This window comes from Mesorhizobium sp. M0500 (genome assembly GCF_040321165.1).
Lineage (GTDB): Bacteria > Pseudomonadota > Alphaproteobacteria > Rhizobiales > Rhizobiaceae > Mesorhizobium.
This window is the reverse complement of record NZ_JAMYRB010000007.1, coordinates 129044-154506: the sequence shown is the minus strand read 5'-3', so window position 1 is coordinate 154506 and position 25463 is coordinate 129044. Positions and strand designations below refer to the sequence as shown.

The following is a 25463-nucleotide window of genomic DNA, read 5'->3' as shown; positions in this document are numbered from 1 at the left end:
GGTGGCCCGAAGGGCCGGATGAGGGGGACTGCCGAAGCTAATCCACCCACATCCCCGTTCGCTTGTGCCAGTCTGCGATCGACTCCTCCGGGTAGACGTCGAACACCTTGTCACCCTTGCCGATGTCGGGCTCGACCCAGTTCGCCTTGTATTTCAGCATCAGATGCACCTTCTCCGGCGGTTTCGGCAGGTCTGTGTCGATCGCCGAGGCAAACGGATGCACCAGCTCCGGCCAGGTCGGATCGTAGAGCCAGAGTGCCGTCCCGCATTTCGTGCAGAAGTTCCGCTCGCCCGTCGAGGTCTCGCGTTGCGGGTGCTCGTCGTCCTCGATCTCGGCGCGGTAGACGCCGAGATGGCGCTTGCCCTGGATTTTCAGCGTTTCGTAATCGGCGCCGAGATTGATGGCAAAACCGCCGCCGCCCTGCTGCTTGCGGCAGATCGAGCAGTAGCACAGCATGAACGGCACCGGCGTGTGGCTTTCCACCTCGAAACGCACGGCATTGCACCGGCAGGACCCTTTGAGCAGAAGCGGCATGAAAAACTCCGACGAAATTGATTCTGAACTTGTCAGGATGGTGCCGGTTGCGTCGATGACAAGGGGAAATCCGGGTGACATGATCGCCGCATGGACAACGAGCGCATAGAAGAGCTTTTCGAAGGCCTCGGCCCGGTCAGCATCCGCAAGCTGTTCGGCGGCAAGGGCATCTATTTCGACGGCGTCATCGTCGCCATCGTCATCCGTGGCGAATTGATGCTGAAGGCCGACGCCGAAAGCGCCCCGGATTTCGAAGCGGCCGGCTGCCGGCAATGGACCTATACCGGCTCGCGCCACGGCAAGCTCGTGTCGATGCCCTATTGGAGCGTTCCCGACAGCGCCTTCGACGATCCCGACGAGATGGCGATCTGGGCACGCCGCGCCTACGAGGCAGGACGGCGCGCCGGCAAATAGGCTGCGTCATGCTTCGGCAATTCCGGGCCGCACTTCATGCCAGGTCCCGCGCCTCGGGCACGAGCGCCAGCGCTTCGGCAAAGCCAGCGCTGGTGAAGGCGGCACTCTCGACGACGAGCATAGCTGCGGCAATGCCTTCGCGCAGTGCCGCGCGTAGCGTCAGGCCGCGCAGCAGGGCAGCGATCGTGGCGCCTGCCAATGCGTCGCCGGCGCCGGCAGTATCGGTCCGCTTTTGTAGCGGCGGTGGCGAGATCGAGAACGCGCTCAATTCGTCGAAACCGAGCACTGGTTCGTCGCCGGCGGTGATCACGCCGCTTTTCAGCCCGGCGCGTATTAGGCCGTCGACGATGCCTTGATCGTCAGCATCGATGCCGACGTCGGCGAGCACGCCGGCCTCCTGCCGGTTCATGAAGGCCAGCGCCAGACGGTCGAGCACCGGCATCAGCCGCGCCGCCTTATTGGGCGAGACCGCAAGCGCAAACACCGGCTTGTCGGCGGCGAGTGCCGCCAGCCGCCCCAGCGCGGTCGACGGCAGGTTGGCGTCGCACAGCACCGCGTCGGCCGAACCGATCGCTTCCCGCACCTTGGCGCGGCGGATCTGCTTGGGAAGCGCCAGCTCGTAGAGCACCATGTCGGCAAGGCCGGCGATCAGCCCGCCGTCGCTATCGATCAGCATCGTATGGCTTGGCGTTGCTCGGTCGAGGAACACCGCCGACAGGTCGGCAATGCCGGCCTCGGTGACGGCGCGTAAAACCGTGTCGCCAAGGGCATCGCCGCCGCGCACCGAAAGCAGCGAGGCCGAGGCGCCGCGTCGCACCGCACAGCGCAAGGCGTTGAAGACGGCACCGCCGACATGCTCGCGCATCGTGCCGGGGTTGGAAGCGGCCGGCACGAAGGCGCCGGCAACCCGGCCGCGCCGCTCGATATAGGCGCCGCCCACGGCCAGGATCGTCGGGGATTTGATCATGCCGTCAAAATGCCCTTTAGCTGTTGCCCGGGGGAGACTAGGTCGCCGGGCGGAACCCTGCAATCGCGGGTCCGATTCGGTTGGTGACGGCAACGGCGCCGCATGCGAGGCGAGACACATCGGAAGCAATAATTGCGAAACAAAAATAGAACAAATAGGGATATGCGTTATTTTTCAAACCCTTGGTGCTCATTGACAAATGAGAACAAATGAGGTACATTCTTTTAAGGATTGCGGGATTGTCCGGCCTCCATTGACGACCACGGGGTGATGTATCATGGCTCAGAATTCTTTGCGGCTTGTAGAGGACAAAGCGGTGGACAAATCAAAGGCTCTGGATGCGGCGCTGTCGCAAATCGAGCGTGCCTTCGGCAAGGGCTCGATCATGCGGCTCGGCGCGAACGAGCAGGTCGTCGAGATCGAAACGGTGCCGACCGGCTCGCTTGGGCTGGACATCGCGCTTGGCGTCGGCGGTCTGCCGCGCGGCCGCATCGTCGAGATCTACGGGCCGGAAAGCTCGGGCAAGACGACGCTGGCGCTGCACACGGTGGCCGAAGCCCAGAAGAAGGGCGGCATCTGCGCCTTCGTCGATGCCGAGCACGCGCTCGACCCGGTCTATGCCCGCAAGCTCGGCGTCGATCTCGAAAACCTTTTGATCTCGCAGCCCGATACCGGCGAGCAGGCGCTGGAGATCTGCGACACGCTGGTGCGCTCCGGCGCCATCGACGTGCTGGTGGTCGATTCGGTGGCGGCGTTGACGCCGCGGGCGGAAATCGAAGGCGAGATGGGCGATTCGCTGCCCGGCCTGCAGGCCCGCCTGATGAGCCAGGCACTGCGCAAGCTCACCGCCTCGATCTCGCGCTCCAACACCATGGTCATCTTCATCAACCAGATCCGCATGAAGATCGGCGTCATGTTCGGTTCGCCCGAGACGACGACCGGCGGCAATGCGTTGAAATTCTATGCCTCGGTCCGCCTCGACATCCGCCGCATCGGCTCGGTCAAGGATCGCGACGAGGTCGTCGGCAACCAGACCCGCGTCAAGGTCGTCAAGAACAAGCTGGCGCCGCCCTTCAAGGTGGTCGAGTTCGACATCATGTATGGCGAGGGCGTCTCCAAGACCGGCGAGCTGGTCGATCTCGGCGTCAAGGCGGGCGTGGTCGAAAAGTCGGGCGCCTGGTTCTCCTACAATTCGCAGCGTCTTGGCCAGGGCCGCGAAAACGCAAAACTGTTCCTGCGCGACAATCCCGACACGGCGCGCGAGATCGAGCTGGCGCTACGGCAGAATGCCGGGCTGATCGCTGAGAAATTCCTTGAGAACGGCGGCTCCGAAAGCAGCGACGACGGTTTCGAGGACGACGCCGGGGTGATGTAGGGCAGGCGACGCCTCGCTGAGCCTCAGCCAGGTTTCGATTTGATGTTTTGATTTTGAGTTTGCGTAATCGATGCGTTTCGAACCGCCGGCCCAGGGCCGGCGGTTCGCGTTTGACGGCGAGGCAGACGCATTTCAAGGCGCTGGTGAAAGCCGGGATTTGAGCCCATTTGGTGTTTCTGGACAGGCTGCGGTGCGACCGCTAAAAGGCCATGTCTATTTTCCGCCGGCAGCCGGCGGTTCTCTCGAAAAGGCAGTATTCATGAGTGGCGTCAACGAGATCCGGTCGGCATTTCTCGACTATTTTCGCAAGGAAGGTCACGAGGTCGTCGCGTCAAGCCCGCTGGTGCCGCGCAACGACCCGACGCTGATGTTCACCAATGCCGGCATGGTGCAGTTCAAGAACGTTTTCACCGGTCTGGAGAAGCGGCCGTATTCGCGCGCCACGACTGCCCAGAAGAGTGTTCGCGCCGGCGGCAAGCACAACGACCTCGACAATGTCGGCTACACCGCGCGCCACCTGACCTTCTTCGAGATGCTCGGCAATTTCTCCTTCGGCGACTATTTCAAGGAGCGGGCCATAGAGCTTGCCTGGAACCTGATCACCAGGGAGTTCGGGCTGAAGAAGGACAAGCTGCTGGTCACCGTCTACCACACCGACGACGAGGCGGCCTCGTACTGGAAGAAGATCGCCGGCCTTTCGGACGATCGCATCATCCGCATCGCGACTTCGGACAATTTCTGGGCAATGGGCGACACTGGACCTTGCGGGCCGTGTTCGGAGATATTCATCGACCGTGGCGAGCATATCTGGGGCGGCCCTCCCGGCAGCCCCGAGGAGGATGGCGACCGTTTCCTTGAATTCTGGAACCTGGTGTTCATGCAGTACGAACAGGTGACGAAGGAGGAGCGCGTCGACCTGCCGCGTCCGTCGATCGACACAGGCATGGGCCTCGAGCGCATGGCATCCATCCTGCAAGGGGTTGAAAGCGTCTTCGAAACCGACCTGTTCCGCCACCTGATCGACGCTGCGTCGTCGGCGCTTGGCAAAGGTCCGGATGCGGACGCCGTCGCATCGTTGCGCGTCATCGCCGATCACCTGCGTTCGTCCTGCTTCCTGGTCGCCGACGGCGTGCTGCCGTCCAACGAAGGACGCGGCTACGTGCTTCGTCGCATCATGCGCCGCGCTATGCGCCACGCGCAGTTGCTCGGCGCCCGCGATCCGCTGATGTGGCGCCTGGTGCCGGCACTGGTCCGCGAGATGGGCCAAGCCTACCCGGAACTGGTGCGCGGCGAACAGATGATCACCGAAACGCTGAAGCTGGAAGAGACGCGCTTCCGCAAGACGCTGGTGCGCGGCTTGGGCTTGCTTTCGGAGGCGACGGAAAAGCTGGCCTCCGGCGACATGCTGGATGGCGAGACAGCGTTCAAGCTCTACGACACCTATGGCTTTCCGCTCGATCTGACGCAGGACGCGCTGCGCCAGCGCAACATCTCGGTCAACCTTGCCGGCTTCACCGAGGCGATGGAGCGGCAGAAAGCGGAGGCGCGCAAAAGCTGGGCCGGCTCCGGCGACGTGGCGACCGAGACGGTATGGTTTCCGGTGCGCGAGAACGCCGGCGCCACCGAGTTCCTCGGCTATGAGACCGAGCAGGCGGAAGGCCTCATCCAAGCGCTGGTCAGGGGCGGCAAGACCGTCGACAGCGCCGGCAAAGGTGACGCCGTTGCCGTGGTTGTCAACCAGACGCCGTTCTATGGCGAGTCCGGTGGCCAGATGGGCGACACCGGCGTCATTTCGGGCGACGGGTTCTCGATCGAAATATCCGATACCCAGAAGAAGGCCGATGGGCTTTTCGTCCATCTCGGCAAGGTGGCTAACGGCACGGTCAAGACGGGCGCGACCGTCGAGCTGAAGGTGGACCACGCGCGTCGCTCCAGGCTGCGCGCGAACCATTCCGCCACGCATCTGATCCATGAGGCGCTGCGCGAGGTGCTGGGTACCCATGTGGCGCAGAAGGGCTCGCTGGTCGCGCCCGAGCGTCTGCGCTTCGACATTTCGCACAACAAGCCGATCTCGCCTGGCGAGCTCGAAGAGGTCGAGCGCATGGCAAACGAGATCGCCGTTCAGAACGGCCCTGTAACCACGCGGCTGATGTCTGTCGACGACGCCATTGCCGAAGGCGCCATGGCGCTGTTTGGCGAGAAATATGGCGATGAAGTGCGCGTCGTTTCGATGGGCACGGGCTTGCATGGCGCCAAGGCCAACCGGCCCTATTCGGTCGAGCTATGCGGCGGTACCCATGTCAGGGCGACCGGCGATATCGGCCTGGTGCGCATCGTGTCCGACAGCGCGGTCGCTGCCGGCGTACGCCGCATCGAGGCGTTGACCGGCGAGGCGGCCAGAAAGCATCTCGACGAACAGGACAAGCGGTTGAAGGCGGCCGCCGCCGCGTTGAAGATTTCGCCGGCCGATGTGCCGGCCCGCGTCGAGGCGCTGCTCGACGAACGCAAGAAGCTCGAAAAGGAGCTGACCGAGGCGCGCAAGAAGCTGGCGCTGGGCGATCGCTCGCCAGCCGGTGTGCCGGCGGAAAACGAAACCATTGCCGGTGTCGGTTTTCTCGGCAAGGCGGTATCGGGCGTCTCGCCAAAGGATCTTAAGCCGTTGGCCGATGCCGGCAAGAAGTCGCTCGGCTCCGGCATCGTCGTCTTTGTCGGCGCCGGCGAGGACAACAAGGCAAGCGTCGTCGTCGCCGTCACCGATGATCTGACCGGCCGCTTCAGCGCCATCGATCTGGTGCGCGTCGCGTCCGCGGCATTAGGCGGGCAGGGCGGCGGCGGGCGACCCGATATGGCTCAGGCCGGCGGCCCGGACGCCTCGAAGGCCGAAGACGCGATCGCTGCGGTGAAGGCGGCTCTCGAAGCGGCGTGAACCTGCACCGGGGGCGGCACGGCCGAAATGGCGCGCCGCCCAGCGGATATCTTTGAGGGCCGATATGCCGACGCTGACGATGTATCAGGTCGATGCCTTTGCCGAACGGGCCTTCCAGGGTAACCCTGCCGCCGTTCTCCTTTTGGAGGAATGGCTGTCGGAGCAGGTAATGCAGGCCATCGCCAACGAAAACAATCTTGCTGAAACCGCGTTTGTGCGGCCGAATGGCAAAGGTTGGGATTTGCGCTGGTTCACGCCGGTCCATGAAGTCGACTTCTGCGGCCACGCCACTCTTGCGGCAGCCCATGTGCTGGCTACGGAATACAATGGTCAGGGCGAAATGGCCTTCGCCACCCGGGTCGGCGAGCTGCGGGTTTCCCGGTGGGAAGGGGCCTATCAGCTTGATCTGCCGTGTTTTCCGCCGCAGCCCATCGAGGAAGAGCTGAACTCGGCGCTGCAAGCGATATTGCCTCAGCGGCCATTTGCGAGCTTCTGCAATTTCGAGAACCTTTTTGTCGAGCTTGCCGACGAGACAACCGTGCGATCTTTCGTTCCCGATCTGCTCAGGATCGGACGTTTTCATCCTCTCGGCCTGGTTATTACCGCGCCTGGGCGAGCCCACGATTTCGTCTCCCGTTACTTCGTGCCCGGGGCGGGCATTCCCGAGGATCCGGTTACCGGCTCCATTCATGCGACGCTGGTACCTTACTGGGCTGAAAAACTCGGCAAGACGCATCTGTCGGCATTCCAATGCTCGCAGCGCGGCGGGCATTTGCTATGCGAACTGGCCGGAGATCGCGTGCTGATCACAGGCCGTGCGAAGACCTTCATGAAGGCGGAGATCTACCTTCCCGATTGAGCGGCTTGCGAGGCAGAGAAGGCAAGGATCTGGGAGAATTTGTCGCCAGCCTCGGCGGGACAGCACCCCCCTCTGTCCTGCCGGACATCTCCCCCTCAAGGGGGGAGATTGGATGTCACGATTGCCTTCGCCACTTGTCAATGATTGAAGAAAAGCGGGGCAATGAACCTGCCAATCTCCCCCCTTGAGGGGGAGATGTCCGGCAGGACAGAGGGGGGTGCTGTCCCTCGGCCTCTCGTATCTTTGTCACCCTGCCTTTTCGGCTTTCGCAAAACTCGCGCGTTGAGTGATGCGCGCATACCAATCCCGAATATCGGCAAACTCGGCCAGCAGGGCTTGTCCCTCGGCGACCTTGACGAAATAGCCGATGATCGGTGCGGCGTGCAGGTCGGCCAGCGTCAGGTCCGTTCCCAACAGCCAAGGCCCTTCGGCTTTCAGCGAGGAGAGCGCCTGCAATGCCGTTCTTGCCTGCCGCAACCCGTTGGCGATCACGGCTTCGTCGGGCGGCGTTTTTTCCAGCCGCTCGACAGCGACATCCCAGACCATGGTCCTGTAGGCGTAGGCGTCGAGCAGGCCGGTGATCTGGTTCATGCGTGCTCGAGGCCGGGCTTCGACCGGTTGCAGCGCCGGGCCGCCAAAGGCTTCGTCGACATAACGGGCAATCGCGCCGGTCTCGTAGAGGCGAAAGCCGTCATGCTCGAAGGCCGGGATGCGGCCGAACGGTTGGTGCTCGAAATACCAGCCGGGAATGCCGTCCGCGGCAAAGATGTCGACGGGCACGAGCTCGTAGCCGACGCCCTTTTCCTCCAGCACCAGCCGCACGATGCGCACATAGACGCTGTAGTCCGCGCCGTAGACGACGGGCTTGCCCATGCCGGTTGGGCTCAGGCCATCGCTTTCTGCAAATTCTCGTCGATCTTGTCGAGGAAGCCGGTGGTCGAAAGCCATGGCTGGTCGGGGCCGATCAGCAGCGACAGGTCCTTGGTCATGAAGCCGGACTCGACCGTCTGGATGCAGACCTTTTCCAGGGTCTCGGCAAAGCGCTTCAGTTCGGCATTGTCGTCGAGCTTGGCGCGATGCGCGAGGCCGCGCGTCCAGGCAAAGATCGAGGCGATCGAATTGGTCGAGGTCTCCTCGCCTTTCTGGTGCTGGCGATAGTGGCGGGTAACGGTGCCGTGCGCGGCTTCCGCCTCGACGGTCTTGCCGTCCGGCGTCATCAGCACCGAGGTCATCAGGCCGAGCGAGCCGAAGCCTTGCGCCACCGTGTCGGACTGCACGTCGCCGTCATAATTCTTGCAGGCCCAGACATAGCCGCCCGACCATTTCAGGCTGGAGGCCACCATGTCGTCGATCAGCCGGTGCTCGTACCAGAGTTTCTTCGCTTTGAATTCTGCTTCGAACTCCGCCTCGTAGACCTCCTGGAAGATGTCCTTGAAGCGTCCGTCATAGGCTTTGAGGATGGTGTTCTTGGTCGAGAGGTAGACGGGATAATTGCGCAGCAGGCCGTAGTTCAGTGAGGCGCGGGCGAATTCGCGGATCGATTCGTCGAGATTGTACATGGCCATGGCGACGCCGGCGCCGGGTGCGTCGAACACATCGTGCTCGATCACCTGGCCGTCCTCGCCGACGAATTTGATCGTCAGCTTGCCCTTGCCGGGGAAGCGGAAGTCGGTGGCGCGGTACTGGTCGCCGAAGGCGTGGCGGCCGACGATGATCGGCTTGGTCCAGCCGGGCACCAGCCGCGGCACGTTCTTCATGATGATCGGCTCGCGAAAGATGGTGCCGCCGAGGATGTTGCGGATGGTGCCGTTCGGCGACTTCCACATCTTCTTCAGCTTGAATTCCTCGACGCGCTGTTCGTCGGGCGTGATCGTCGCGCATTTCACGCCGACGCCGTATTTCTTGATGGCATTGGCCGAGTCGATGGTCACCTGGTCGTTGGTGGCGTCGCGGTGCTCGATGCCGAGGTCGTAATATTCGAGCTTGAGGTCGAGATAAGGGTGGATCAGCTTGTCCTTGATGAACTGCCAGATGATGCGGGTCATCTCGTCGCCGTCGAGTTCGACGACCGGGTTCGCCACCTTGATCTTCGCCATGGAAAGAATGCCTCGCTTTTGGGGAACGGAACGGCCTTGCCCGCACGGCTGCCGGCCCTGAGATGCGGCCCGTATATCAAAGGCTTTTTGGCCGCGCAAACGGCGAACCGCGCCGTAGTGTCGGCATTCCTTGCGAAAGCTTCATTTTCGCCGCCAAATGTGGCAGGGGACTGCGAAATGCCGCAAACAGCAGTTCACTGACAACCATGGCCGCTACCCAGGATCCCGCCACCCCTCTTGCCTCCGGAACTCCAGCGTCCGGACCGGCGATCATCCTGGTCGAGCCGCAGCTCGGCGAGAATATCGGCATGGTTGCGCGCGCCATGGCCAATTTCGGCCTTACCGAGCTGCGGCTCGTCAATCCGCGCGACGGCTGGCCGAGCGAGAAGGCGCGTGCCGCCGCAAGCCGCGCCGACCACGTCATCGATGCCGTCACGGTGTTCGATGACCTCGCCTCGGCAGTCGCCGATCTGAACTTCGTCTTCGCCACCACGGCGCGCGCGCGCGACAATTTCAAGCCGGTGCGCGGTCCGGTCGAGGCGGGCAGGGCGCTGCGCGCGCGGCAGCGGGCCGGCCAGCGCACCGGCATCCTGTTCGGCCGCGAGCGCTTCGGCCTCTATAATGACGAGGTCGGCCTTGCCGACGAGATCGTCACCTTCCCCGTCGATCCAGCCTTCTCCTCGCTCAACATCGCCCAGGCGGCCCTGCTGATGTCCTATGAATGGATGAAGTCCGGCCTGGAAGACGAGACCAGGACCAACTTCTCCGGCCCCGAAATGCCGCCGGCTGCCAAGGAAGAATTGCACGGCCTGTTTGCGTATCTGGAAGGTGCACTGGAGGCGCGCGGCTATTTCCGCCCGGCAGCGAAGAAGCCGAAGATGGTCGACAATTTGCGCGCTGTGCTGACCCGCCCCGGCTTTGCCGAGCCGGAGCTCAAGGTGCTGCGCGGAATCATATCATCGCTGGACAGGTTCTCGCCGGCCATGCCGCGCGGCGACGGATCGCCTGGCGACGATCCAAGGCGGCTCCCGGCAGCGGCCCGGCGCGCTGGCAAGGCGACAGACAAAGACTAGGTGTTTGTTCCCAACGGGAGCGCATAAAAAGCAATTGCCATTGACTGCCAGGGCGGGTGTGCTTCTTCTGCTGGCGACGCCCTTAATCAGTGAGAGAGATCGTGCCCAGAGCTATCTTGCCCGCGTTTGTCTTATTCTGTCTGTTATCTGAAATGTCTGCGGCGTCGGAATTTGAAAAGCCATCGGGCACACTTCCCGCACAGCAAGCCATTGAAAGATTGTTACCCAATTCCGTGCTCCGCGTCGGAATGCCTAGGCAAGAACTGGAGGAAGTTATCAGGTCACGCTATCCCGATTGGGAGCGTTCGGAAAAGAAACGAGCGCTCAACAACCGCAAGGACATGTCACTTTCACTGGAGGCTCGCTCTGCATATTTGCAGACCATCTCAATATCTCACGAAGAGAAAGAGCAGAACCTGATCTTCAGATATAGGTTTGCGTTGACGTCGCCGCTAACCGGCAGCCACGTCTACTCGATAGTATACGGAGTCGAGTCAAATACCTCGAACCTGATTTCAATAGACGACTGGGCCAACGGTTTGCATTCAAGATGGGGCGATGAGCATGGTGGCACGCGATCTGATGCGAAGGCACGTGCGACGTATTTCTTCGACACGGAATGGCGCTTAGTTGAGAATGCTGGGAACAAGTGCGCCCCGATATATCCGGCACTCTATCGCCTAGATGAAAAAACCGTCGCTGAGGTAGCTGCGGTATCAAGCCTTCTGGACGCAACGGGATGCACATTCAGTCGAGACAGCATTTTAGAGATCAAAGAAGGCGCAGTCGTTCAATCGACCTTCTACACCGTCGATTTTAGGCTTCAGGTGAACGACGTTTTGAAGCGGGTAGCATTTGGGCTTCAGTGAACAAAGCCGACTTTGTCAACGGGCCCTAAGCTTCGAATCCCGCCACCTCACCAGTAACCGAATGTTATTCGATATGATCCATTGTCCGGCGAACGATGGGTCCTCGGATGTTCAGCTCAAATATCGGGCGTCTTCGCTTTTTCTTCTATTCCGCGGCCTTGCTGGTTGCGGAAATCGTGACCTTTGTGCTGTGCGTCGTGCTGACCATCGGCATCGAGGGTTTGGCCAATTCGAAGCCCGGACCTTCCAGGGAAGGGCTGGCCGCAGCCGTTCTCGTCGCCTCGCTGGTGATCGTTCTGTTACGCGCGAATTTCGCCTGGCGTCGAAGCCGCGACGCGCAAGGGTCGGGTTGGATCCTTTGGTCGTATATCGTGTTCTCGACCCTGTTTGCGATTCTGCAGGCCGGCACTGTTCTTGTCGTAAAATTCGACGGCGAAGATTCGCATTCCGGCCTTAACCTGCTGGGATTAGCTCTTGTCGGGCTGTGGGCCGTCATCTTGGCGGCCAAGCCGGCGGGCGGTGGCTCTGCGGATATGGCGTCATCCCTGAGTTTCGACGATTTCGACCCGCCCGGGCCGCTGCGCGGCACCGCCGCGCTCCATTCAGCGTCAGCCGCCGGCGCGACGGCCCTGGCTCCAGCCTACGCCACGCGGGCCGCGCCGGTGCCGTCGAACCACCCTGCATCTCAACCTGCATCTCCGGCGAACGGCCGGCCGCGGCCCGGCGGCTTCGGCAAGCGCGGCCTTGTGTGACCGGCTCGCCGCATCAAGGCCATGATGGTTCCACATAGAAGCGGCCGGGATAAAGCATCATTGGCCGAAGCAGAAAGCATGGGCCGGGTCTTCCCTCGCGATCTCGTTTGTGATTCCCAGCCCTTAGTGATTCCCAGCCCTTAGTGACTCAATGACAATGACCGATCCATCGAGCGCCCGTCCGATCCTGATGTTCGATTCCGGCATTGGCGGCCTCACCGTGCTGCGTGAGGCGCGCGTGCTGATGCCTGACCGCCGCTTCATCTATGTCGCCGACGACGCGGCGTTCCCCTTCGGCGGCTGGGAGGAGCCGGCGCTGAGAACACATATCCTGGAGTTGTTCGCCAGGCTGCTCGAACGGTTTTCGCCGGCCATTTCGGTCATCGCCTGCAACACCGCCTCGACACTGGTCATCGATGCCTTGCGCGAGAAGTTTCCCGGCCACCCTTTCGTCGGCACCGTGCCGGCCATCAAGCCGGCGGCGGAACGCACGCGCTCAGGTCTGGTTTCGGTGCTGGCGACGCCCGGCACCGTCAAGCGCCAGTACACGCGCGACCTGATCAGCAAATGGGCGCAGAAATGCCATGTCCGCCTGGTCGGCAGCGACAGGCTGGCGGGATTGGCCGAAGCCTATATGCGCGACGGTTTTGTCGACGAGGACGCCGTGCGCGCAGAGATCGCGCCGTGCTTCGTCGAGCATGATGGGCTGCGCACCGACATCGTCGTGCTTGCCTGCACCCATTATCCGTTTTTGGCCAACCGCATGCGCAAGACAGCACCTTGGCCGGTCGACTGGCTCGACCCGGCCGAGGCGATCGCACGCCGCGCGCTGTCGCTGCTCGCCGATACCGAGGCCTGTTATCGCAGAGAGGCACTGCCCGAAGGCGCCGACCTTGCATTCTTCACCTCGAACAGCGCCGATTTTCCGACGCGCCGGCTGATGCAGGGTTTTGGCTTGGCGGTATCCTGACCGCAAGCAATTTTCGCTTTGGGAACATCACACCAGACAATGCGTTTTCCTCTCATCGGAAACGGGAGAAACCATCATGCCAGCCACCTCAAAAGCCCAGCAGAAAGCGGCCGGCGCGGCATTGTCAGCCAAGCGCGGCGAGACCAAGAAGGGCGCGCTCAAAGGCGCGTCAAAGGGAATGTATAAATCCATGAGCGAAAAACAGCTCGAGGAATTCGCCGAGACCAAGCGCAAGGGCCTGCCGGAAAAGAAGTCGAAACACTGATCGACTGGCCATTCTGACGGCGGATGCCGGTCAATAAAAGGCCCGCGGCTGAGCCGCGGGCCATGAAGTCTCAACGGGCGAGGACGAAAATTACCAGTTCCAGCCCCACCCGCAGCGCCGCACTTTGTAGCGGATGACCTTGCGATGACCGTGGCGCCACACCACCTTCTTCTTGACCACGATGCGGCAGACCTGGTGATGCCTGTGCCCATGCCAATGCCGGGCCTGCGCCGGCTCGGGCGCGACCGCCATCGTGCCGGCCATCACCGCGGCTCCTACCAACGTAAGGAAGAACTTCTTCATGCGAATTCCAGCTCCTCTGACTTCAGTCCCTTCCTGATGCCGCTGGCGCAACCTCCCGCCACATCCGGCACGTTCTACAACCGTAACACTATCCGGTTCGGCGATTCGCGCCAGCCAGAAGCTTGACAGCGGTTAAATCTCCGTTTAACCAGCCCACCAACACCGGGCCGCAATGCCCGGTGGTTTTCTTTATGTGTGCAAGACGTTTGGGAAGCCGGTTTTACTTTCCCTATGTCTTGTTTGAAATGACGTGTCCCGTGGGTTTTCCGTCGCGTTGCGTGGAAAACCCTGTCAGGTCTCGAAAACGGAGGCCAGAGGAGGGCGCGTTTCCTTCACCCGGACCATGAGGTTCCGGGTATGTTGTTTTGAAAGGGAATGCGATGAGCAAGCGCGAATCCGCGAAGTACAAGATCGACCGCCGTCTTGGCGAAAACATCTGGGGCCGCCCGAAGTCCCCGGTCAACAAGCGTGAATACGGCCCCGGCCAGCATGGCCAGCGCCGCAAGGGCAAGCTTTCCGATTTCGGCCTGCAGCTGCGCGCCAAGCAGAAGCTAAAGGGCCACTATGGCGACGTTTCGGAAAAGCAGTTCCGCAAGGTCTATGAAGAGGCGGACCGCCGCAAGGGCGACACCTCGGAGAACCTGATCGGCCTGCTCGAATCGCGCCTCGACGCGGTCGTCTACCGCGCCAAGTTCGTGCCGACCATCTTTGCGGCGCGCCAGTTCGTCAATCACGGCCACGTCAACGTCAACGGCAAGCGCGTCAACATCGGCTCGTACCGCTGCAAGCCGGGCGACGTCGTCGAAGTGCGCGAGAAGTCGAAGCAGCTGGTCATCGTGCTGGAATCGGTGGGCCTGGCCGAGCGCGACGTGCCCGATTATATTGAAGCCGATCACAACAAGATGACCGCGGCCTTCACGCGCATCCCCGGCCTGGCGGACGTTCCGTTTGCCGTGCAGATGGAACCGAACTTGGTCGTCGAATTCTATTCGCGCTGATCGTCGCGTTCGTCGCGATACAATCGAAGGCCGCCCGTCGAGGCGGCCTTTTCTTTTTTCGTTCCTTTTCCGCGGCGTGATTCCGAAATCGATTTCGATTTTCGGTCCGATGCGCTACTGCGGGCGGCAACAGGATCTTGGGGCCGACGCGCCGTGAACATGCAGCCAGACGCCGAAACGCTCGAACCGGTCGCCGACGCCGAAGGCGGCTTTCATCCTCTGTTTGCCGATGTGCCGTCCTCCGTCGAGTTCAACAAGCTGCGCAAACGGCTGTTGCGGCTTGCCCGCCAGGCGATCGACGATTTCTCCATGGTGAGGCCCGGCGACCGTTGGCTGGTCGCTCTGTCGGGCGGCAAGGATTCCTACGGCCTGCTTGCCGTTCTGCTCGATCTCAAATGGCGCGGGCTGCTGCCGGTCGAGCTGTTAGCCTGCAATCTCGACCAGGGCCAGCCGAACTTTCCCAAGCACATATTGCCCGATTATCTCGATAGATATGCCATTCCGCATCGCATCGAATATCAGGACACCTATTCGGTGGTCACCGACAAGCTGGCCGAGGGCAGCACCTATTGCTCGCTGTGCTCGCGGCTACGGCGCGGCCATCTCTATCGCATTGCCCGCGAGGAGGGCTGCTCGGCGCTGGTGCTCGGCCACCACCGCGAGGACATACTGGAAACCTTCTTCATGAACCTGTTCCATGGCGGGCGCCTGGCCGCCATGCCGCCGAAGCTGCTCAATGACGAAGGCGATGTCATGGTGCTGCGGCCGCTCGCCTATTGTGCGGAAGCCGATCTCGAGAAATTCGCCGGCGCCATGAAATTCCCGATCATTCCGTGCGATCTGTGCGGTAGCCAGGAAGGCCTGCAGCGCAACGCCATGAAGGCGATGCTCGACGACATCGAGAAGCGCATGCCCGGCCGCAAGGACACGATGATCCACGCCATGACCAATGTGCGGCGTTCGCATCTGCTCGACAGGAAGCTGTTCGATTTCGCCGCCCTCAACGAAACCCTCACCACCAGGCGTCCCGATGACATTTGACGATAGCGCGATCGACTGGCTTGCCGACCTTCTGTCGGAAGCCGCCGTCGCCGAGATCATGCCACGCTTTCGCCGGTTGAGCGAGGGCGACGTCCGTCGCAAGACCTCGGCCGCCGATCTCGTCACCGAGGCCGACGTCAATGCCGAACGGCTCATCACCGCCAGGCTGCGCCAGCGTTATCCCCACGCAATGATCGTCGGCGAGGAGGCCTGCTCCGACGACCCGACGCTGCTCGACGGTCTCGGCGATGCCGAACTCGCCTTCGTCATCGACCCGGTCGACGGCACCTTCAACTTCGCCTCCGGCGTGCCGCTGTTCGGCGTCATGCTTGGCGTCGTGGTCAAGGGCGAGACGGTCGTCGGCATCATTCACGATCCCGTCGGCAAGGATTGGCTGATCGGCGTTAGTGGCGCCGGCAGCCATATCCGCCATGCCCATGGCAATCTGGAAAAGGTCCATGTCGCCAAACCGGCGCCGATGTCGGAAATGACCGGTGCGGTCTCATGGCACTATGTGCCCGAGCCGGACCGCTCACGTTTGGCGCGCAACCAGACCAAGTCGCTATCGCAGTTCAATTATCGCTGCGCCGCCCATGAATACCGCCTGCTGGCCAGCGGCCACGGCCATTTCGTCGTCTACAACAAGCTGATGCCTTGGGACCACTTGGCCGGCGTGCTGATCCATGCGGAGGCCGGCGGCCATGCCGCGCGCTTCGACGGCAGCGCCTATCTGCCGTCGCATGTCGGGGGTGGCCTGCTGGTCGCACCGGACCGGGAGAGCTGGCGGGAGCTGCGCCGTGAGCTCTGGGCGGAATAGCTCTTCGCTGCCAAAGTTGTCCAATCTTGTGCGAAACCGGAGATCTCGAATGAAACCTCGGTCCGCAATTGTTGCAACGGCCTTTGCCCTTGCCTTGGTTGCCGGTGTCCATGAAACAAGAGCTGGGGAACGCGCATGTCGCAGTCCCGACTCCGTCGACACCATAGACGAGATGTTCTCCGCGATCTTCGCCTGTTGGAAGCCGCCGCGCGGAAGCGCGGGCATGACCCTGACGCTGCAGTTCTCAATTCGCCGAAACGGCACGCTTATCGGCAAGCCGCGCGCCACCTACTCACATCTAGGGGACGATGGTCCGCTCAACCGGGCCTTCGTGGCTTCCGTCCTCGAGGCGCTCGACAAGGCTCTTCCACTGCCCGTTTCGGACAGTATGGGTGGAGCAATCGCAGGACGTACGCTGTTCCCTCGCTTCACCGCGGTCAGTGAGGGTGCATCCTAGGCGCACGCGCAATGGGCATTAAACCGGCGGGTTATGCGGCTGGAACAGTCTGCCGCGCTCGGCCAGCAGGATCATCAGCAGCGCCGCCACGGACACGCTGCAGAACCCGGCGGCCAGCGGCGTCACCGTGCCGTTGAAGGCTTGGCCGATCAGCGTGCCGAGAATGCCGCCAAGAAATGTCTGCATGAACCCAAGGATCGACGACGCAGTGCCGGCCAGGTGCCCCAGCGGCTCCATAGCGAGCGCGTTGAAGTTCGCGCCGAGCGCGCCGAACGGGACCATGGCGCAGGCAAAGAAGGTAATGAAGAGCCAGAGCGGCATCTTTATTTCGATGGAAACGACCAGCCAGGCAAGGCTGATGGCCAGAAACAGCAGCAGCGCGCTTTGCGACAGACGGCGCATGCCGATGCGGCCGACGAGGCGCGAGTTGAGGTAGTTCGAAAAAGCAAGCACACCGGCAACCCCCGCGAAGATGACCGGGAACACCTCGCCGACATTGAACACGCTAACATAGATCTGCTGGGCCGAGGCGATGAAGCCGAACATGGCGCCGAAGATGAAGGTGCTGGCGAAGGCGTAGCAGAGCGCGATGCGGTTGGTGAGAACGATGCGGAAGCCGCCGATGATGGAGGACAACGTCAGCGGCCGGCGATATTCGGGGTGTAGTGTCTCGGGCAGGCGCAGCAGCGACCAGGCGGACACGATCAGCGCGCCGGCTGCCATGGTGACGAAGATCACATGCCAGGTCGCAAACAGCATGATGAACTGGCCGATACCGGGCGCCACCACCGGAATGGCCATGAACACCATGAAGATCAAGGACATGACTTCGGCCATGCGCCTTCCGTCGAACGTATCGCGCACGATCGAGACGGCAATGACGCGCGTCGCCGCCGCACCGATGCCTTGCACGGCCCGGCATAGCAGAAGCGTGGTGAATGACGGGGCGATTGCCGCAGCGCCGGCCGCCAGGACGTAGATCACCAGCCCTGCGACAAGCGGCGCGCGGCGCCCGAAGCGGTCCGAGATCGGCCCGAAGAACAGCTGTCCGCCGCCAAAGCCAAGGATATAGGCGGTGACAACATATTGCCGGTGGTTTTCATTTTCGATGCCAAGCGAAGCGCCGATCTGCTGCAGCGCCGGCAAAATAATGTCGATGGCCAGCGAATTGAGCGCCATCAGCGCCGCGCACAGCGCAATGAATTCCCAGCGCGGAATAGGCAAGGTGCTTGCCTTTTGCTGCGCTTGTGCTTGCTGATCCACGGCCAGTCCGATCCTCAAACGAAAATGCGCCGGCTGGCCGACGCATCCATTCGTTGATTGCCCGATAATGGGCAGAACTTTTTGCCAAGGTGGGGGCTGCCCCGGCGCTTAGCGCATGACCCCCGAAAATCGCAGGCGGAAGGTCATACGCAGAAACAGAAGTCAGGCGGCGCCTTTGACGCTGACGCCCTTTTCGACGAGGAAGGTCTGCAATTCGCCCGCCTGGAACATCTCGCGGATGATGTCGCAGCCGCCGACGAACTCGCCCTTGACGTAGAGCTGCGGGATGGTCGGCCAGTTTGAATAGTCCTTGATGCCTTGCCGCAGTTCGGCCGACGTCAGCACGTCGACGCCCTTATAGTCGGCGCCGATGTAGTCGAGGATCTGCACGACCTGGCCGGAAAATCCGCATTGCGGGAAGCCGGGCGTGCCCTTCATGAAGAGAACGACGTCGTTGCCCTTCACTTCATTGTCGATGTAGTCGTTGATGCCGCTCATGGAATACCCTTTCATGCCTGTGGGAGTCAGGCTCGAACATTACCCTTCAAATAAACCCATGGGTTGCGCGAAACAAGATGTTTGCCGCCTTGCCACGCAAATGGCGCAAAGGAACGTCTGATCTTGGGCCAAGAGCGTTGGCCACCATCTTTCCCGAGGCGCGATGAAAAGACGATATCTCGCCGGGTTCCTCCTCGCCGTTCTGTTCGCCGCACTGTCCTTGATCTGGTGGGCCAGGTCGCCGAGACAGCCATCTCTCGTCGTCGGCGGTGAATTACCGGCGCCGTGCCGCGATACGAGCTTCGAGGCGGTCGCCTATGTCGTCTGCGAAATCGATCTGCGCCGCTATGACGTCGGTGTGTTCCACACAGGCCTCGACGGCAAGGCTTTCGGTTCACTGGACAAATTCGACAAGGCGATGGCGGATCAGGGCCGGACGGTGCTGCTCGCCATGAACGCCGGCATGTATCACCAAGACCTGACCCCAGTCGGCCTTCTCGTCGAAGACGGCCGGGAGAAGGCGCCGATCAACGTCGCCGACAGCGGAGGCAATTTCTTCCTGAAACCGAATGGCGTATTCCTGGTCCGCAAGGACGGCAAGGCGGCGGTCATGGAGACAAGCGCCTATGCTGCGACCAGACTGGACGTGATGTTTGCCACGCAATCCGGCCCGATGCTGGTGATAGACGGCCGGCTTCATCCCCGCTTCGAGCAGAACGGCACATCACGCTATATCCGCAATGGCGTCGGCGTGCGTGACGAAAATACGGTCGTGCTGGCGATCTCACGCTCTGAAGTCAGCCTCGGCAGCTTCGCACGGCTATTCCGGGATGCGCTCGATTGTCCCAACGCGCTTTTCTTCGACGGGGTCGTTTCGGCGCTGTCGAACGGCGAGCGGATGATTGTGGGTGGAAAGTATCCGGCGGGGCCGATCATTGCCGTGACCGGTAAGAAGCTTGCGAGCCGGTAACTGCAAGAGAGCTCAGTCCGGCACGCTGGTCTGCAGGGCAAGCGCGTGCAGTACGCCGCCCATGTTGCCCTTCAGCGCGTCATAGACCATCTGGTGCTGCTGGACGCGGCTTTTGCCGCGAAAGCTTTCGGCCACAACCTCAGCCGCATAATGGTCGCCGTCGCCGGCCAGGTCGCGAATCGTCACCTTGGCGTCCGGAATGCCTTCCTTGATCAGCCGTTCGATGTCGTGGGCGTCCATTGCCATGTGAGGATTCCTTGTTCAGGTCGTGATCTCATAGATATGGTCGAAATGGCGGATGAACCACAGGGAAAGGGGCCCACTCGATCACATCACGGGTCCACGACCTCATTTGCCATGAAGCGAGGGAACCAGGATTCGTGGGCGGCGGTCAATTCGCTGACCGGTATCGCACGCGCCTCGCCCAGCTTCAGTTCGCTGCCGCCGGTCGAGCCGATCCACGGCGCAAAAACGCCGAGCTTGTTTTGCTGTTCGCGAATGGCGTCCCATTGCTCGCTCTGCGGGTCGATCGACAGCGTCAGCAGATAACGGCCCTGGTCCTCGCCGAACCAGACCGGGATCGGATCTGCACCGATCAGGCCGGGAATGGTCGCGCCGATGCCGGAGGCCATCGCCATCTCGGCCAGCGCCACCGCGATGCCGCCATCGGAAACGTCATGCGCCGCGGTAACAACACCGGAGGCGATCAGTGCCCGCACATGGTCGCCGACCCGCTTCTCGTGGCCGAGATCGACCGGCGGCGGCGGGCCGTCGGCGCGGCCAAAGATGTCGCGCATATAGACCGACTGGCCAAGATGCGAGCCCCATATCGTCGGGGCGCCGACCAGCACGATCATCTGGTCTTCGGCGGCAAAGCCGATGCGCACCATTTTCGACCAGTCGGCAATCAGACCGACGCCGCCGATGGTTGGTGTCGGCAGGATGCCTTGGCCGTTGGTCTCATTGTAGAGCGAGACGTTGCCGGAGACGATCGGGAAGCCGAGCGCCCTGCAGGCATCGCCAATACCTTTCACCGCGCCGACCAACTGACCCATGATCTCCGGCCGTTCCGGATTGCCGAAATTGAGGTTGTCGGTGGCCGCGAGCGGCAGAGCACCGGTGGCGGTAAGATTGCGCCAGCATTCGGCAACCGCCTGCTTGCCGCCCTCGTAAGGGTCGGCCTCGCAATAGCGCGGCGTCACGTCGGAGGAGAAGGCGAGCGCCTTGGTCGGATGACCATCGACGCGCACGACACCGGCGTCGCCGCCGGGAAGCTGCAGGGAATTACCCTGGATCAGCGTGTCGTACTGCTCCCACACCCAGCGGCGCGAGGAAAGGTCCGGTCCGCCCAGCAGCTTGAGGAGTGCGTCGGCCACATCGGTTCGCGGCGCATCGCCAGCCAATGGCGCCGGTTTCTTCGGCTCGACCCAGGGACGGTCATATTCCGGCGCCTGGTCGCCGAGATCCTTGATCGGCAGGTTGGCGACCTCGTCGCCCTGGTGCAGCACGCGGAAGCGCAGATCGTCGGTGGTCTTGCCGACGATGGCAAAATCAAGGCCCCATTTGTGGAAGATCGCCTCGGCCTGTTTTTCCTTTTCGGGGCGCAGCACCATCAGCATGCGCTCCTGGCTCTCCGAAAGCATCATCTCATAGGCGCTCATGCGCTCTTCACGCACCGGCACCTTGTCGAGGTCGAGCTCGATGCCGAGGTCGCCCTTGGCGCCCATCTCGACCGCCGAGCAGGTGAGACCAGCGGCACCCATGTCCTGGATGGCGATAACGGCGCCGGACGCCATCAGTTCGAGGCAGGCTTCGAGCAGGCATTTTTCGGTGAAGGGATCGCCAACCTGGACCGTGGGCCGCTTCTCGTCGATCTTGTCGTCGAACTCTGCCGAGGCCATGGTGGCGCCGCCGACGCCGTCGCGCCCGGTCTTGGCGCCGAGATAGACGACCGGAAGGCCGACGCCCTTGGCCTCGGACAGAAAGATTGCGTCCGTCTTCGCGAGGCCCGCGGCAAACGCATTGACCAGGATATTGCCGTTGTAGCGGGCGTCGAAATTGACCTCGCCGCCGACCGTCGGCACGCCGAAGGAATTGCCATAGCCACCGACGCCGGAAACGACGCCGGCAACGAGGTGTTTGGTCTTGGGATGGTCCGGCGCACCGAAGCGCAGCGCGTTCATCGCCGCGATCGGCCGCGCGCCCATGGTGAAGACATCGCGCAGGATGCCACCGACGCCGGTCGCAGCTCCCTGATAAGGCTCGATATAGGAGGGGTGGTTATGGCTCTCCATCTTGAAGACGACGCAGTCGCCGTCGCCGATGTCGACCACACCGGCATTCTCGCCCGGGCCCTGGATGACTTGCGGCCCGGTGGTCGGCAGCGTGCGCAGCCACTTCTTCGAGGATTTGTAGGAACAATGCTCGTTCCACATCGCCGAAAAAATACCAAGTTCGGTAAAGCTCGGTTCGCGCCCGACCAGGTCGAGGATGCGTTGGTACTCGTCGGGCTTCAGCCCGTGCGCGGCAATGAGTTCCGGAGTGATCGGCACGGAATTGGAAATGGTCATGGTCGGCAAATTGTGTCCTTGGGATCGAGTCCCGTCTTATCGCAAGCTTTGCAGCCGATACACCCCGTTAGATGACTAAAACGATGGAAAGCAACAGCTGACGGCAAGTAGCGAAAGATCGCCACTCGACCCGCCGGTTTCAAGCCGGTTCAGGAAAAGCTGTCGTAGCCGGCGCGGCCCTCGTCCAGAAGCCGCCGGATCACCGCGACGCCGTGCGCGATATCGTCCCGCTGTCGCGGCTGCGAGATGCCAAACCGCACGCCGTGAAAGGCCTGTTCAGAACGCCCTGCCTTGAACTCATCCTCGTCGTCGATGAGCACGCCATGTTCGAGGCAGGCCTGTTTGAAAGTGCCGGAAAGCCACGGGTCGGGCAAAGTGAGCCAGACGAACGGCACATTATCCAGCGCCTTGAAGTCGAAGCCGTCGAGTGTCTCGCGCACGATCGCGATGCGCGCACCGATCTCGGCAATGCTGCGCTTGCGCATCTCGGCGGCCTGACTGGACAGCACCAGCCGGCTGCCCACCTCCGCCAGCAGAAACGGCAGGCCGCCCGTCATCATCTTGTGGGCAACCCGGATGCGGTGACGATAGGCCGGCGGGCAAGCGAGCCAACCGCCGCGAACACCCGCCGCGACCGATTTCGAGAGGCCGCCGGCAACGATGGTCCGTTCGGGAGCATATTCGGCCATTAAAGGCGTTGGGTCATCGGTCAGTCCGCCATAGAGATCGTCCTCGATCAGGACGACGTTATATTGACGGGCGACATGCGCGATTGCCTCGCGGCGCGATGCCGACAGCGTTGTCAGTGTCGGGTTCTTGGCCGTCGGCATCAAAAACATCATCTTCGGGTGCTTTTGCGCACAGACGCGCTCGAAATCCTGGGGATCGATGCCCTCGTCGTCCGCCACCACCAGTGCGGTCCGGCGACCGATCAAGCCGGCGCTGCGGGAAATCTGCGAATAGGTGAGGTGCTCGAAGACGACATAGTCGCCGGGGGAGGTGAGCCCCGCAATGGTTGCCATCACCGCGGCGTGGGTGCCGAGCGTGGGAACGATGGCATCCGCCGCCGGGCGAAAGGAATTGCGCGACAGCCAGCGCCTGCCGGCTTCGAACCAGCGGTCCGGGAAATCACGCGTGTAGCTTGAAATCTCATGCGGATGGTCTTGCGCCGTGCGTGTCAACACGTCAGCGACGATGGCACCCTGGCCGACATCCGGTGCGGCGGTGCTATCGAAGCGCAGCTTGTCGCCGGGCGCATCCATATAGCGCGTGCCTTGTTCGACCGGCCCCAGGAAATCCGGCTTTGCGCTCTCCGACTGCTGAGCGAGAACATAGGTTCCGCGGCCGACCTCGCCGCTGACCAATCCCCGCTCGCGCAGCAATTGATAGGCCCTGCCAACCGTGCCGACGGTCGTGCCGATGTCGTATGCCAGATCGCGCTGCGGCGGCAGCTTTGCCCCTGCACCGATCAAGCCGCGGTCGATGTCCGTCTCGATGGAATCGGCAAGCCGCTGATAGAGCGGTCCAGTGCCGGCGGTAAGGTCTGGAAGCCAAGTTGTCATGGTGACAATTTTCTACATTGCACCGAAATGAGAGTCAATACATATGAAACGGGCAATACAAAAGGGCACAATTGCAATCTTGGCAGAAAGAAAATGGGTACAATAGAGACAATCCGCTACGCCGCAGTTGAATTGCAGGTGCAGGTGGCGCGCCCGCCGGGCAGGCCAACCTATGTCAGTCGGCTGGTGCGTACGCTCAGATCCTTCGCGAGGTGGATCGACGGGTTAATGGATCGCCGGCGCAGCCGGCTGGTCCTGCTCGAGATGACTGACGACCAGCTCAAGGACATCGGTATCTCGCGTTGCGATGCCCATCGTGAGGGGCTGAGGGCGTTTTGGGACTGAGAAGCAGCCGGATGCTCCGTCTCGAACGTCGCGTGGCATATCGGCGGTTAGACGAGAGCGTCAATATCGACATCGGAACCAACGCGATCTTCTTCATCACTGAGATACCATCCTCCTTCGTGCCCTCACAGCATTCGCTCGCGACGTCTCCAGTGAATAGGGGTATTGCTGAAAATAGCTAATTCCCTTATTTTCGGGATAACGAAGGAGATGACCGTGGCAAGTTTCACCCTCACAGATCTCGGCAACAAATCCGGCGAGGTTGTTGAGGCCGCGTTCCGCGGCCCTGTTGACATCACCAAGCGCGGCAAGCGCAAGTTCGTTCTCCTGACGGCAGAGCAGTTCGACCGCATCACCAGTCGCAGCGCGCAACGGGCACACCGCGTCGAGGATCTGTCGGCCGAGGAACGCGACAGGCTTCTAACCGGCCTCGACGCAGTCGCGCGAGATGATGTTCGGGATGACTGAACCCGGCCACGGACAGATCATTCTCTATTCCTATTTGTGGGCGAGGGAATATGACCGGGGCGAGGAAAGCGGACGCAAGGCGCGGCCGACTTGCGTTATGCTGATCGTTGCCGGCAAGAATGGCCGCAAGCAGGCCCTGCTCTTTCCAATCACGAGCCAGCCGCCACGACCTGGCGCGCACTATGTTGAGATTCCTGAGACCGAGGCCCGCCGCGCCACCCTCTTTACCCCAGCCTGGGTTATCGTCGACGAATTCAACACCGATGATCTCGCGACGAGCTGGGCGCTCGAAGATGCCAAGCCGCTCGGCCAATTCACGCGCAAGTTCATGTCACGGATCGCTGGCGAAGCTGCTGCGGCGATCCGTGCAGGCGCCGCGCGAACCGTGCCAAGACGCTAAAGGCTGCCGCGGCGGGAGAGCATCATCGCGGATGAACGCCCGCCGCCCTGATCCGCGTGACACCGTGGTCCACAAGCACCGCCACGATGCACAGCATCAGAAAGAGCCCGGTGATGGCCAGAGCCGAGACGGCGACGCTGGTCGCGCCGTTCTTGGCGAGATCGAGGAACGGGTAGGGCACTTCACCGGCAATCGGCGCCCGCAGCAGCGCGTAGGCCAGATAGGCGATCGGATAGATCATCCACCAGGAGATGTCGCGCCACCGCGTCGAGCCGTCGGCGCCTGCCACAAGCCACCACAGCACGAACAACACCGGCGTCACATAGTGCAGGAGCACATCGCAGAGCAGGAACAGCCCTTGCGGCTGCCAAAGCTGCGCCAGGACCGTTGCATAAACGATGAGGACCAGCGTTATGGCGACGGCTACGCCCGCCCGCATCCGTGGCGCGGAAAAGGCCGGAAACCAGGCATAACCCGTCGACGACAGCAACGAGGCATGGACGAGCACCGCGCCGATGTTGGTCAGGATGGTGAAGAAGCTGAAATAGAAGACCAGCGAGCCGGCAAAGCCGCGGCCGGCTTCCATTGATGCCGGGACGGTGATGCAGAGCTGCAGGACGAGCCCGGCCAGGCCGACGACCAGACCGGTGATCTGCAGCACGCGACCCAT

28 protein-coding genes are annotated in these 25463 nt (G+C 62.1%); 17 read left to right on the top strand and 11 right to left on the bottom strand.

From position 1 onward, the window contains the following. Positions 1-37: 37 nt before the first annotated feature. Positions 38-535: a GFA family protein gene (locus NKI70_RS15770; protein ID WP_352458423.1), complete on the bottom strand. Its 498-nt coding sequence runs from the start codon at positions 533-535 to the stop codon at positions 38-40. Between the two features lie 90 nt (positions 536-625). On the opposite strand from NKI70_RS15770, the gene NKI70_RS15765 reads away from it, so the two are divergent. Then, positions 626-949, top strand: coding sequence for a TfoX/Sxy family protein (locus NKI70_RS15765; RefSeq protein WP_023717364.1), 324 nt, complete (start codon positions 626-628; stop codon positions 947-949). Positions 950-983: 34 nt separating this feature from the next. On the opposite strand, the gene NKI70_RS15760 is transcribed toward NKI70_RS15765, so the two are convergent. After that, complete coding sequence (locus NKI70_RS15760; RefSeq protein WP_352458422.1) at positions 984-1916, bottom strand: PfkB family carbohydrate kinase; 933 nt, start codon at positions 1914-1916, stop codon at positions 984-986. A 277-nt stretch (positions 1917-2193) separates the two neighbouring features. Between NKI70_RS15760 and recA the strand changes: the two genes are divergently transcribed. The 3 genes from recA (at position 2194) to NKI70_RS15745 (ending at position 7076) form a co-directional block, all read left to right on the top strand. After that, positions 2194-3291 carry a recombinase RecA gene (gene recA, locus NKI70_RS15755; protein ID WP_023674696.1) on the top strand — a complete coding sequence of 366 codons (1098 nt, stop codon included), beginning with the start codon at positions 2194-2196 and terminating at the stop codon, positions 3289-3291. 259 nt (positions 3292-3550) lie between these two features. Beyond that, entirely contained in the window at positions 3551-6217 is a 2667-nt protein-coding gene (gene alaS / locus NKI70_RS15750) for an alanine--tRNA ligase (RefSeq protein ID WP_352724752.1), read from the top strand. Positions 6218-6281: 64 nt separating this feature from the next. Next, complete coding sequence (locus tag NKI70_RS15745; protein WP_352724736.1) at positions 6282-7076, top strand: PhzF family phenazine biosynthesis protein; 795 nt, start codon at positions 6282-6284, stop codon at positions 7074-7076. A gap of 246 nt (positions 7077-7322) precedes the next feature. Here NKI70_RS15745 and NKI70_RS15740 read toward each other — a convergent pair whose 3' ends face one another. Then, positions 7323-7949 carry a glutathione S-transferase family protein gene (locus NKI70_RS15740; protein WP_352724735.1) on the bottom strand — a complete coding sequence of 209 codons (627 nt, stop codon included), beginning with the start codon at positions 7947-7949 and terminating at the stop codon, positions 7323-7325. Positions 7950-7960: 11 nt separating this feature from the next. Beyond that, a complete protein-coding gene (locus NKI70_RS15735) occupies positions 7961-9172 on the bottom strand; it encodes an NADP-dependent isocitrate dehydrogenase (RefSeq protein WP_096445278.1) in 1212 nt (403 codons plus the stop codon). A gap of 206 nt (positions 9173-9378) precedes the next feature. On the opposite strand from NKI70_RS15735, the gene NKI70_RS15730 reads away from it, so the two are divergent. From NKI70_RS15730 to NKI70_RS15710, 5 genes are all read left to right on the top strand, one after another. Continuing rightward, the gene (locus tag NKI70_RS15730) at positions 9379-10245 is read left to right on the top strand and encodes an RNA methyltransferase (protein ID WP_352724734.1); all 867 of its coding nucleotides are present in this window, start codon (positions 9379-9381) and stop codon (positions 10243-10245) included. Between the two features lie 116 nt (positions 10246-10361). Further along, positions 10362-11114, top strand: coding sequence for a hypothetical protein (locus NKI70_RS15725; protein ID WP_352724733.1), 753 nt, complete (start codon positions 10362-10364; stop codon positions 11112-11114). 95 nt (positions 11115-11209) lie between these two features. After that, positions 11210-11866, top strand: a complete 657-nt coding sequence (locus NKI70_RS15720) for a DUF805 domain-containing protein (RefSeq protein ID WP_502898924.1) — start codon at positions 11210-11212, stop codon at positions 11864-11866. Between the two features lie 157 nt (positions 11867-12023). Continuing rightward, positions 12024-12836 (top strand): glutamate racemase, encoded by an 813-nt coding sequence (gene murI, locus NKI70_RS15715; protein WP_352699996.1) that lies wholly within the window; start codon positions 12024-12026, stop codon positions 12834-12836. Between the two features lie 76 nt (positions 12837-12912). Beyond that, entirely contained in the window at positions 12913-13101 is a 189-nt protein-coding gene (locus tag NKI70_RS15710) for a DUF3008 family protein (RefSeq protein ID WP_023674705.1), read from the top strand. A 90-nt stretch (positions 13102-13191) separates the two neighbouring features. Here NKI70_RS15710 and NKI70_RS15705 read toward each other — a convergent pair whose 3' ends face one another. Next, positions 13192-13404: a hypothetical protein gene (locus tag NKI70_RS15705; protein WP_023674706.1), complete on the bottom strand. Its 213-nt coding sequence runs from the start codon at positions 13402-13404 to the stop codon at positions 13192-13194. 380 nt (positions 13405-13784) lie between these two features. Between NKI70_RS15705 and rpsD the strand changes: the two genes are divergently transcribed. The 4 genes from rpsD to NKI70_RS33965 all read left to right on the top strand — a co-directional run bounded on the left by rpsD (position 13785) and on the right by NKI70_RS33965 (position 16717). Then, positions 13785-14402 carry a 30S ribosomal protein S4 gene (rpsD, locus tag NKI70_RS15700; protein WP_352457789.1) on the top strand — a complete coding sequence of 206 codons (618 nt, stop codon included), beginning with the start codon at positions 13785-13787 and terminating at the stop codon, positions 14400-14402. 159 nt (positions 14403-14561) lie between these two features. Next, positions 14562-15443, top strand: coding sequence for a tRNA 2-thiocytidine(32) synthetase TtcA (gene ttcA, locus NKI70_RS15695; protein WP_352457797.1), 882 nt, complete (start codon positions 14562-14564; stop codon positions 15441-15443). Beyond that, the gene (locus tag NKI70_RS15690; RefSeq protein WP_352646828.1) at positions 15433-16260 is read left to right on the top strand and encodes an inositol monophosphatase family protein; all 828 of its coding nucleotides are present in this window, start codon (positions 15433-15435) and stop codon (positions 16258-16260) included. The genes ttcA and NKI70_RS15690 overlap by 11 nt, the downstream gene beginning before the upstream one ends. Further along, complete coding sequence (locus NKI70_RS33965) at positions 16145-16717, top strand: UCP034077 family protein (RefSeq protein ID WP_502898923.1); 573 nt, start codon at positions 16145-16147, stop codon at positions 16715-16717. The genes NKI70_RS15690 and NKI70_RS33965 overlap by 116 nt, the downstream gene beginning before the upstream one ends. 18 nt (positions 16718-16735) lie before the next feature. Here the strand turns inward: NKI70_RS33965 and NKI70_RS15680 are convergent, their stop codons facing one another. Further along, complete coding sequence (locus tag NKI70_RS15680; protein ID WP_352905698.1) at positions 16736-17935, bottom strand: multidrug effflux MFS transporter; 1200 nt, start codon at positions 17933-17935, stop codon at positions 16736-16738. Between the two features lie 207 nt (positions 17936-18142). Next, entirely contained in the window at positions 18143-18478 is a 336-nt protein-coding gene (gene grxD, locus NKI70_RS15675) for a Grx4 family monothiol glutaredoxin (protein ID WP_023674712.1), read from the bottom strand. 163 nt (positions 18479-18641) lie between these two features. Here grxD and NKI70_RS15670 point away from each other — a divergent pair, with 163 nt between their 5' ends. Next, positions 18642-19448 (top strand): phosphodiester glycosidase family protein, encoded by an 807-nt coding sequence (locus NKI70_RS15670; RefSeq protein ID WP_352623646.1) that lies wholly within the window; start codon positions 18642-18644, stop codon positions 19446-19448. Between the two features lie 12 nt (positions 19449-19460). Here the strand turns inward: NKI70_RS15670 and NKI70_RS15665 are convergent, their stop codons facing one another. The 3 genes from NKI70_RS15665 to NKI70_RS15655 form a co-directional block, all read right to left on the bottom strand. Further along, positions 19461-19694 carry a BolA/IbaG family iron-sulfur metabolism protein gene (locus tag NKI70_RS15665; RefSeq protein ID WP_023674714.1) on the bottom strand — a complete coding sequence of 78 codons (234 nt, stop codon included), beginning with the start codon at positions 19692-19694 and terminating at the stop codon, positions 19461-19463. An 86-nt stretch (positions 19695-19780) separates the two neighbouring features. Further along, positions 19781-22018 carry a phosphoribosylformylglycinamidine synthase subunit PurL gene (purL, locus tag NKI70_RS15660; RefSeq protein WP_352590682.1) on the bottom strand — a complete coding sequence of 746 codons (2238 nt, stop codon included), beginning with the start codon at positions 22016-22018 and terminating at the stop codon, positions 19781-19783. 149 nt (positions 22019-22167) lie between these two features. Further along, on the bottom strand, positions 22168-23580 hold the full coding sequence (locus NKI70_RS15655) for an aminotransferase-like domain-containing protein (RefSeq protein ID WP_352699992.1): 1413 nt from the start codon (positions 23578-23580) through the stop codon (positions 22168-22170). Positions 23581-23673: 93 nt separating this feature from the next. On the opposite strand from NKI70_RS15655, the gene NKI70_RS15650 reads away from it, so the two are divergent. The 3 genes from NKI70_RS15650 (at position 23674) to NKI70_RS15640 (ending at position 24793) form a co-directional block, all read left to right on the top strand. Then, positions 23674-23925: a DUF1127 domain-containing protein gene (locus NKI70_RS15650; RefSeq protein WP_023674717.1), complete on the top strand. Its 252-nt coding sequence runs from the start codon at positions 23674-23676 to the stop codon at positions 23923-23925. 216 nt (positions 23926-24141) lie between these two features. Further along, positions 24142-24393 (top strand): type II toxin-antitoxin system prevent-host-death family antitoxin, encoded by a 252-nt coding sequence (locus NKI70_RS15645; RefSeq protein WP_023674718.1) that lies wholly within the window; start codon positions 24142-24144, stop codon positions 24391-24393. A 97-nt stretch (positions 24394-24490) separates the two neighbouring features. Further along, positions 24491-24793, top strand: a complete 303-nt coding sequence (locus tag NKI70_RS15640) for a hypothetical protein (protein ID WP_245274623.1) — start codon at positions 24491-24493, stop codon at positions 24791-24793. A 22-nt stretch (positions 24794-24815) separates the two neighbouring features. Here NKI70_RS15640 and NKI70_RS15635 read toward each other — a convergent pair whose 3' ends face one another. Continuing rightward, positions 24816-25463: a Pr6Pr family membrane protein gene (locus NKI70_RS15635; protein WP_352457782.1), complete on the bottom strand. Its 648-nt coding sequence runs from the start codon at positions 25461-25463 to the stop codon at positions 24816-24818.

Bases quoted from the DNA above. Each gene is read 5' to 3' on its own strand.
- NKI70_RS15770 (WP_352458423.1), bottom strand. From the start codon at position 535: ATGCCGCTTCTGCTCAAAGGGTCCTGCCGGTGCAATGCCGTGCGTTTC.
- NKI70_RS15765 (WP_023717364.1), top strand. From the start codon at position 626: ATGGACAACGAGCGCATAGAAGAGCTTTTCGAAGGCCTCGGCCCGGTC.
- NKI70_RS15760 (WP_352458422.1), bottom strand. From the start codon at position 1,916: ATGATCAAATCCCCGACGATCCTGGCCGTGGGCGGCGCCTATATCGAG.
- recA (WP_023674696.1), top strand. From the start codon at position 2,194: ATGGCTCAGAATTCTTTGCGGCTTGTAGAGGACAAAGCGGTGGACAAA.
- alaS (WP_352724752.1), top strand. From the start codon at position 3,551: ATGAGTGGCGTCAACGAGATCCGGTCGGCATTTCTCGACTATTTTCGC.
- NKI70_RS15745 (WP_352724736.1), top strand. From the start codon at position 6,282: ATGCCGACGCTGACGATGTATCAGGTCGATGCCTTTGCCGAACGGGCC.
- NKI70_RS15740 (WP_352724735.1), bottom strand. From the start codon at position 7,949: ATGGGCAAGCCCGTCGTCTACGGCGCGGACTACAGCGTCTATGTGCGC.
- NKI70_RS15735 (WP_096445278.1), bottom strand. From the start codon at position 9,172: ATGGCGAAGATCAAGGTGGCGAACCCGGTCGTCGAACTCGACGGCGAC.
- NKI70_RS15730 (WP_352724734.1), top strand. From the start codon at position 9,379: ATGGCCGCTACCCAGGATCCCGCCACCCCTCTTGCCTCCGGAACTCCA.
- NKI70_RS15720 (WP_502898924.1), top strand. From the start codon at position 11,210: ATGGGTCCTCGGATGTTCAGCTCAAATATCGGGCGTCTTCGCTTTTTC.
- murI (WP_352699996.1), top strand. From the start codon at position 12,024: ATGACCGATCCATCGAGCGCCCGTCCGATCCTGATGTTCGATTCCGGC.
- NKI70_RS15710 (WP_023674705.1), top strand. From the start codon at position 12,913: ATGCCAGCCACCTCAAAAGCCCAGCAGAAAGCGGCCGGCGCGGCATTG.
- NKI70_RS15705 (WP_023674706.1), bottom strand. From the start codon at position 13,404: ATGAAGAAGTTCTTCCTTACGTTGGTAGGAGCCGCGGTGATGGCCGGC.
- rpsD (WP_352457789.1), top strand. From the start codon at position 13,785: ATGAGCAAGCGCGAATCCGCGAAGTACAAGATCGACCGCCGTCTTGGC.
- ttcA (WP_352457797.1), top strand. From the start codon at position 14,562: ATGCAGCCAGACGCCGAAACGCTCGAACCGGTCGCCGACGCCGAAGGC.
- NKI70_RS15690 (WP_352646828.1), top strand. From the start codon at position 15,433: ATGACATTTGACGATAGCGCGATCGACTGGCTTGCCGACCTTCTGTCG.
- NKI70_RS33965 (WP_502898923.1), top strand. From the start codon at position 16,145: ATGCCGCGCGCTTCGACGGCAGCGCCTATCTGCCGTCGCATGTCGGGG.
- grxD (WP_023674712.1), bottom strand. From the start codon at position 18,478: ATGAGCGGCATCAACGACTACATCGACAATGAAGTGAAGGGCAACGAC.
- NKI70_RS15670 (WP_352623646.1), top strand. From the start codon at position 18,642: ATGAAAAGACGATATCTCGCCGGGTTCCTCCTCGCCGTTCTGTTCGCC.
- NKI70_RS15665 (WP_023674714.1), bottom strand. From the start codon at position 19,694: ATGGCAATGGACGCCCACGACATCGAACGGCTGATCAAGGAAGGCATT.
- purL (WP_352590682.1), bottom strand. From the start codon at position 22,018: ATGACCATTTCCAATTCCGTGCCGATCACTCCGGAACTCATTGCCGCG.
- NKI70_RS15655 (WP_352699992.1), bottom strand. From the start codon at position 23,580: ATGACAACTTGGCTTCCAGACCTTACCGCCGGCACTGGACCGCTCTAT.
- NKI70_RS15650 (WP_023674717.1), top strand. From the start codon at position 23,674: ATGGGTACAATAGAGACAATCCGCTACGCCGCAGTTGAATTGCAGGTG.
- NKI70_RS15640 (WP_245274623.1), top strand. From the start codon at position 24,491: ATGCTGATCGTTGCCGGCAAGAATGGCCGCAAGCAGGCCCTGCTCTTT.
- NKI70_RS15635 (WP_352457782.1), bottom strand. From the start codon at position 25,463: ATGGGTCGCGTGCTGCAGATCACCGGTCTGGTCGTCGGCCTGGCCGGG.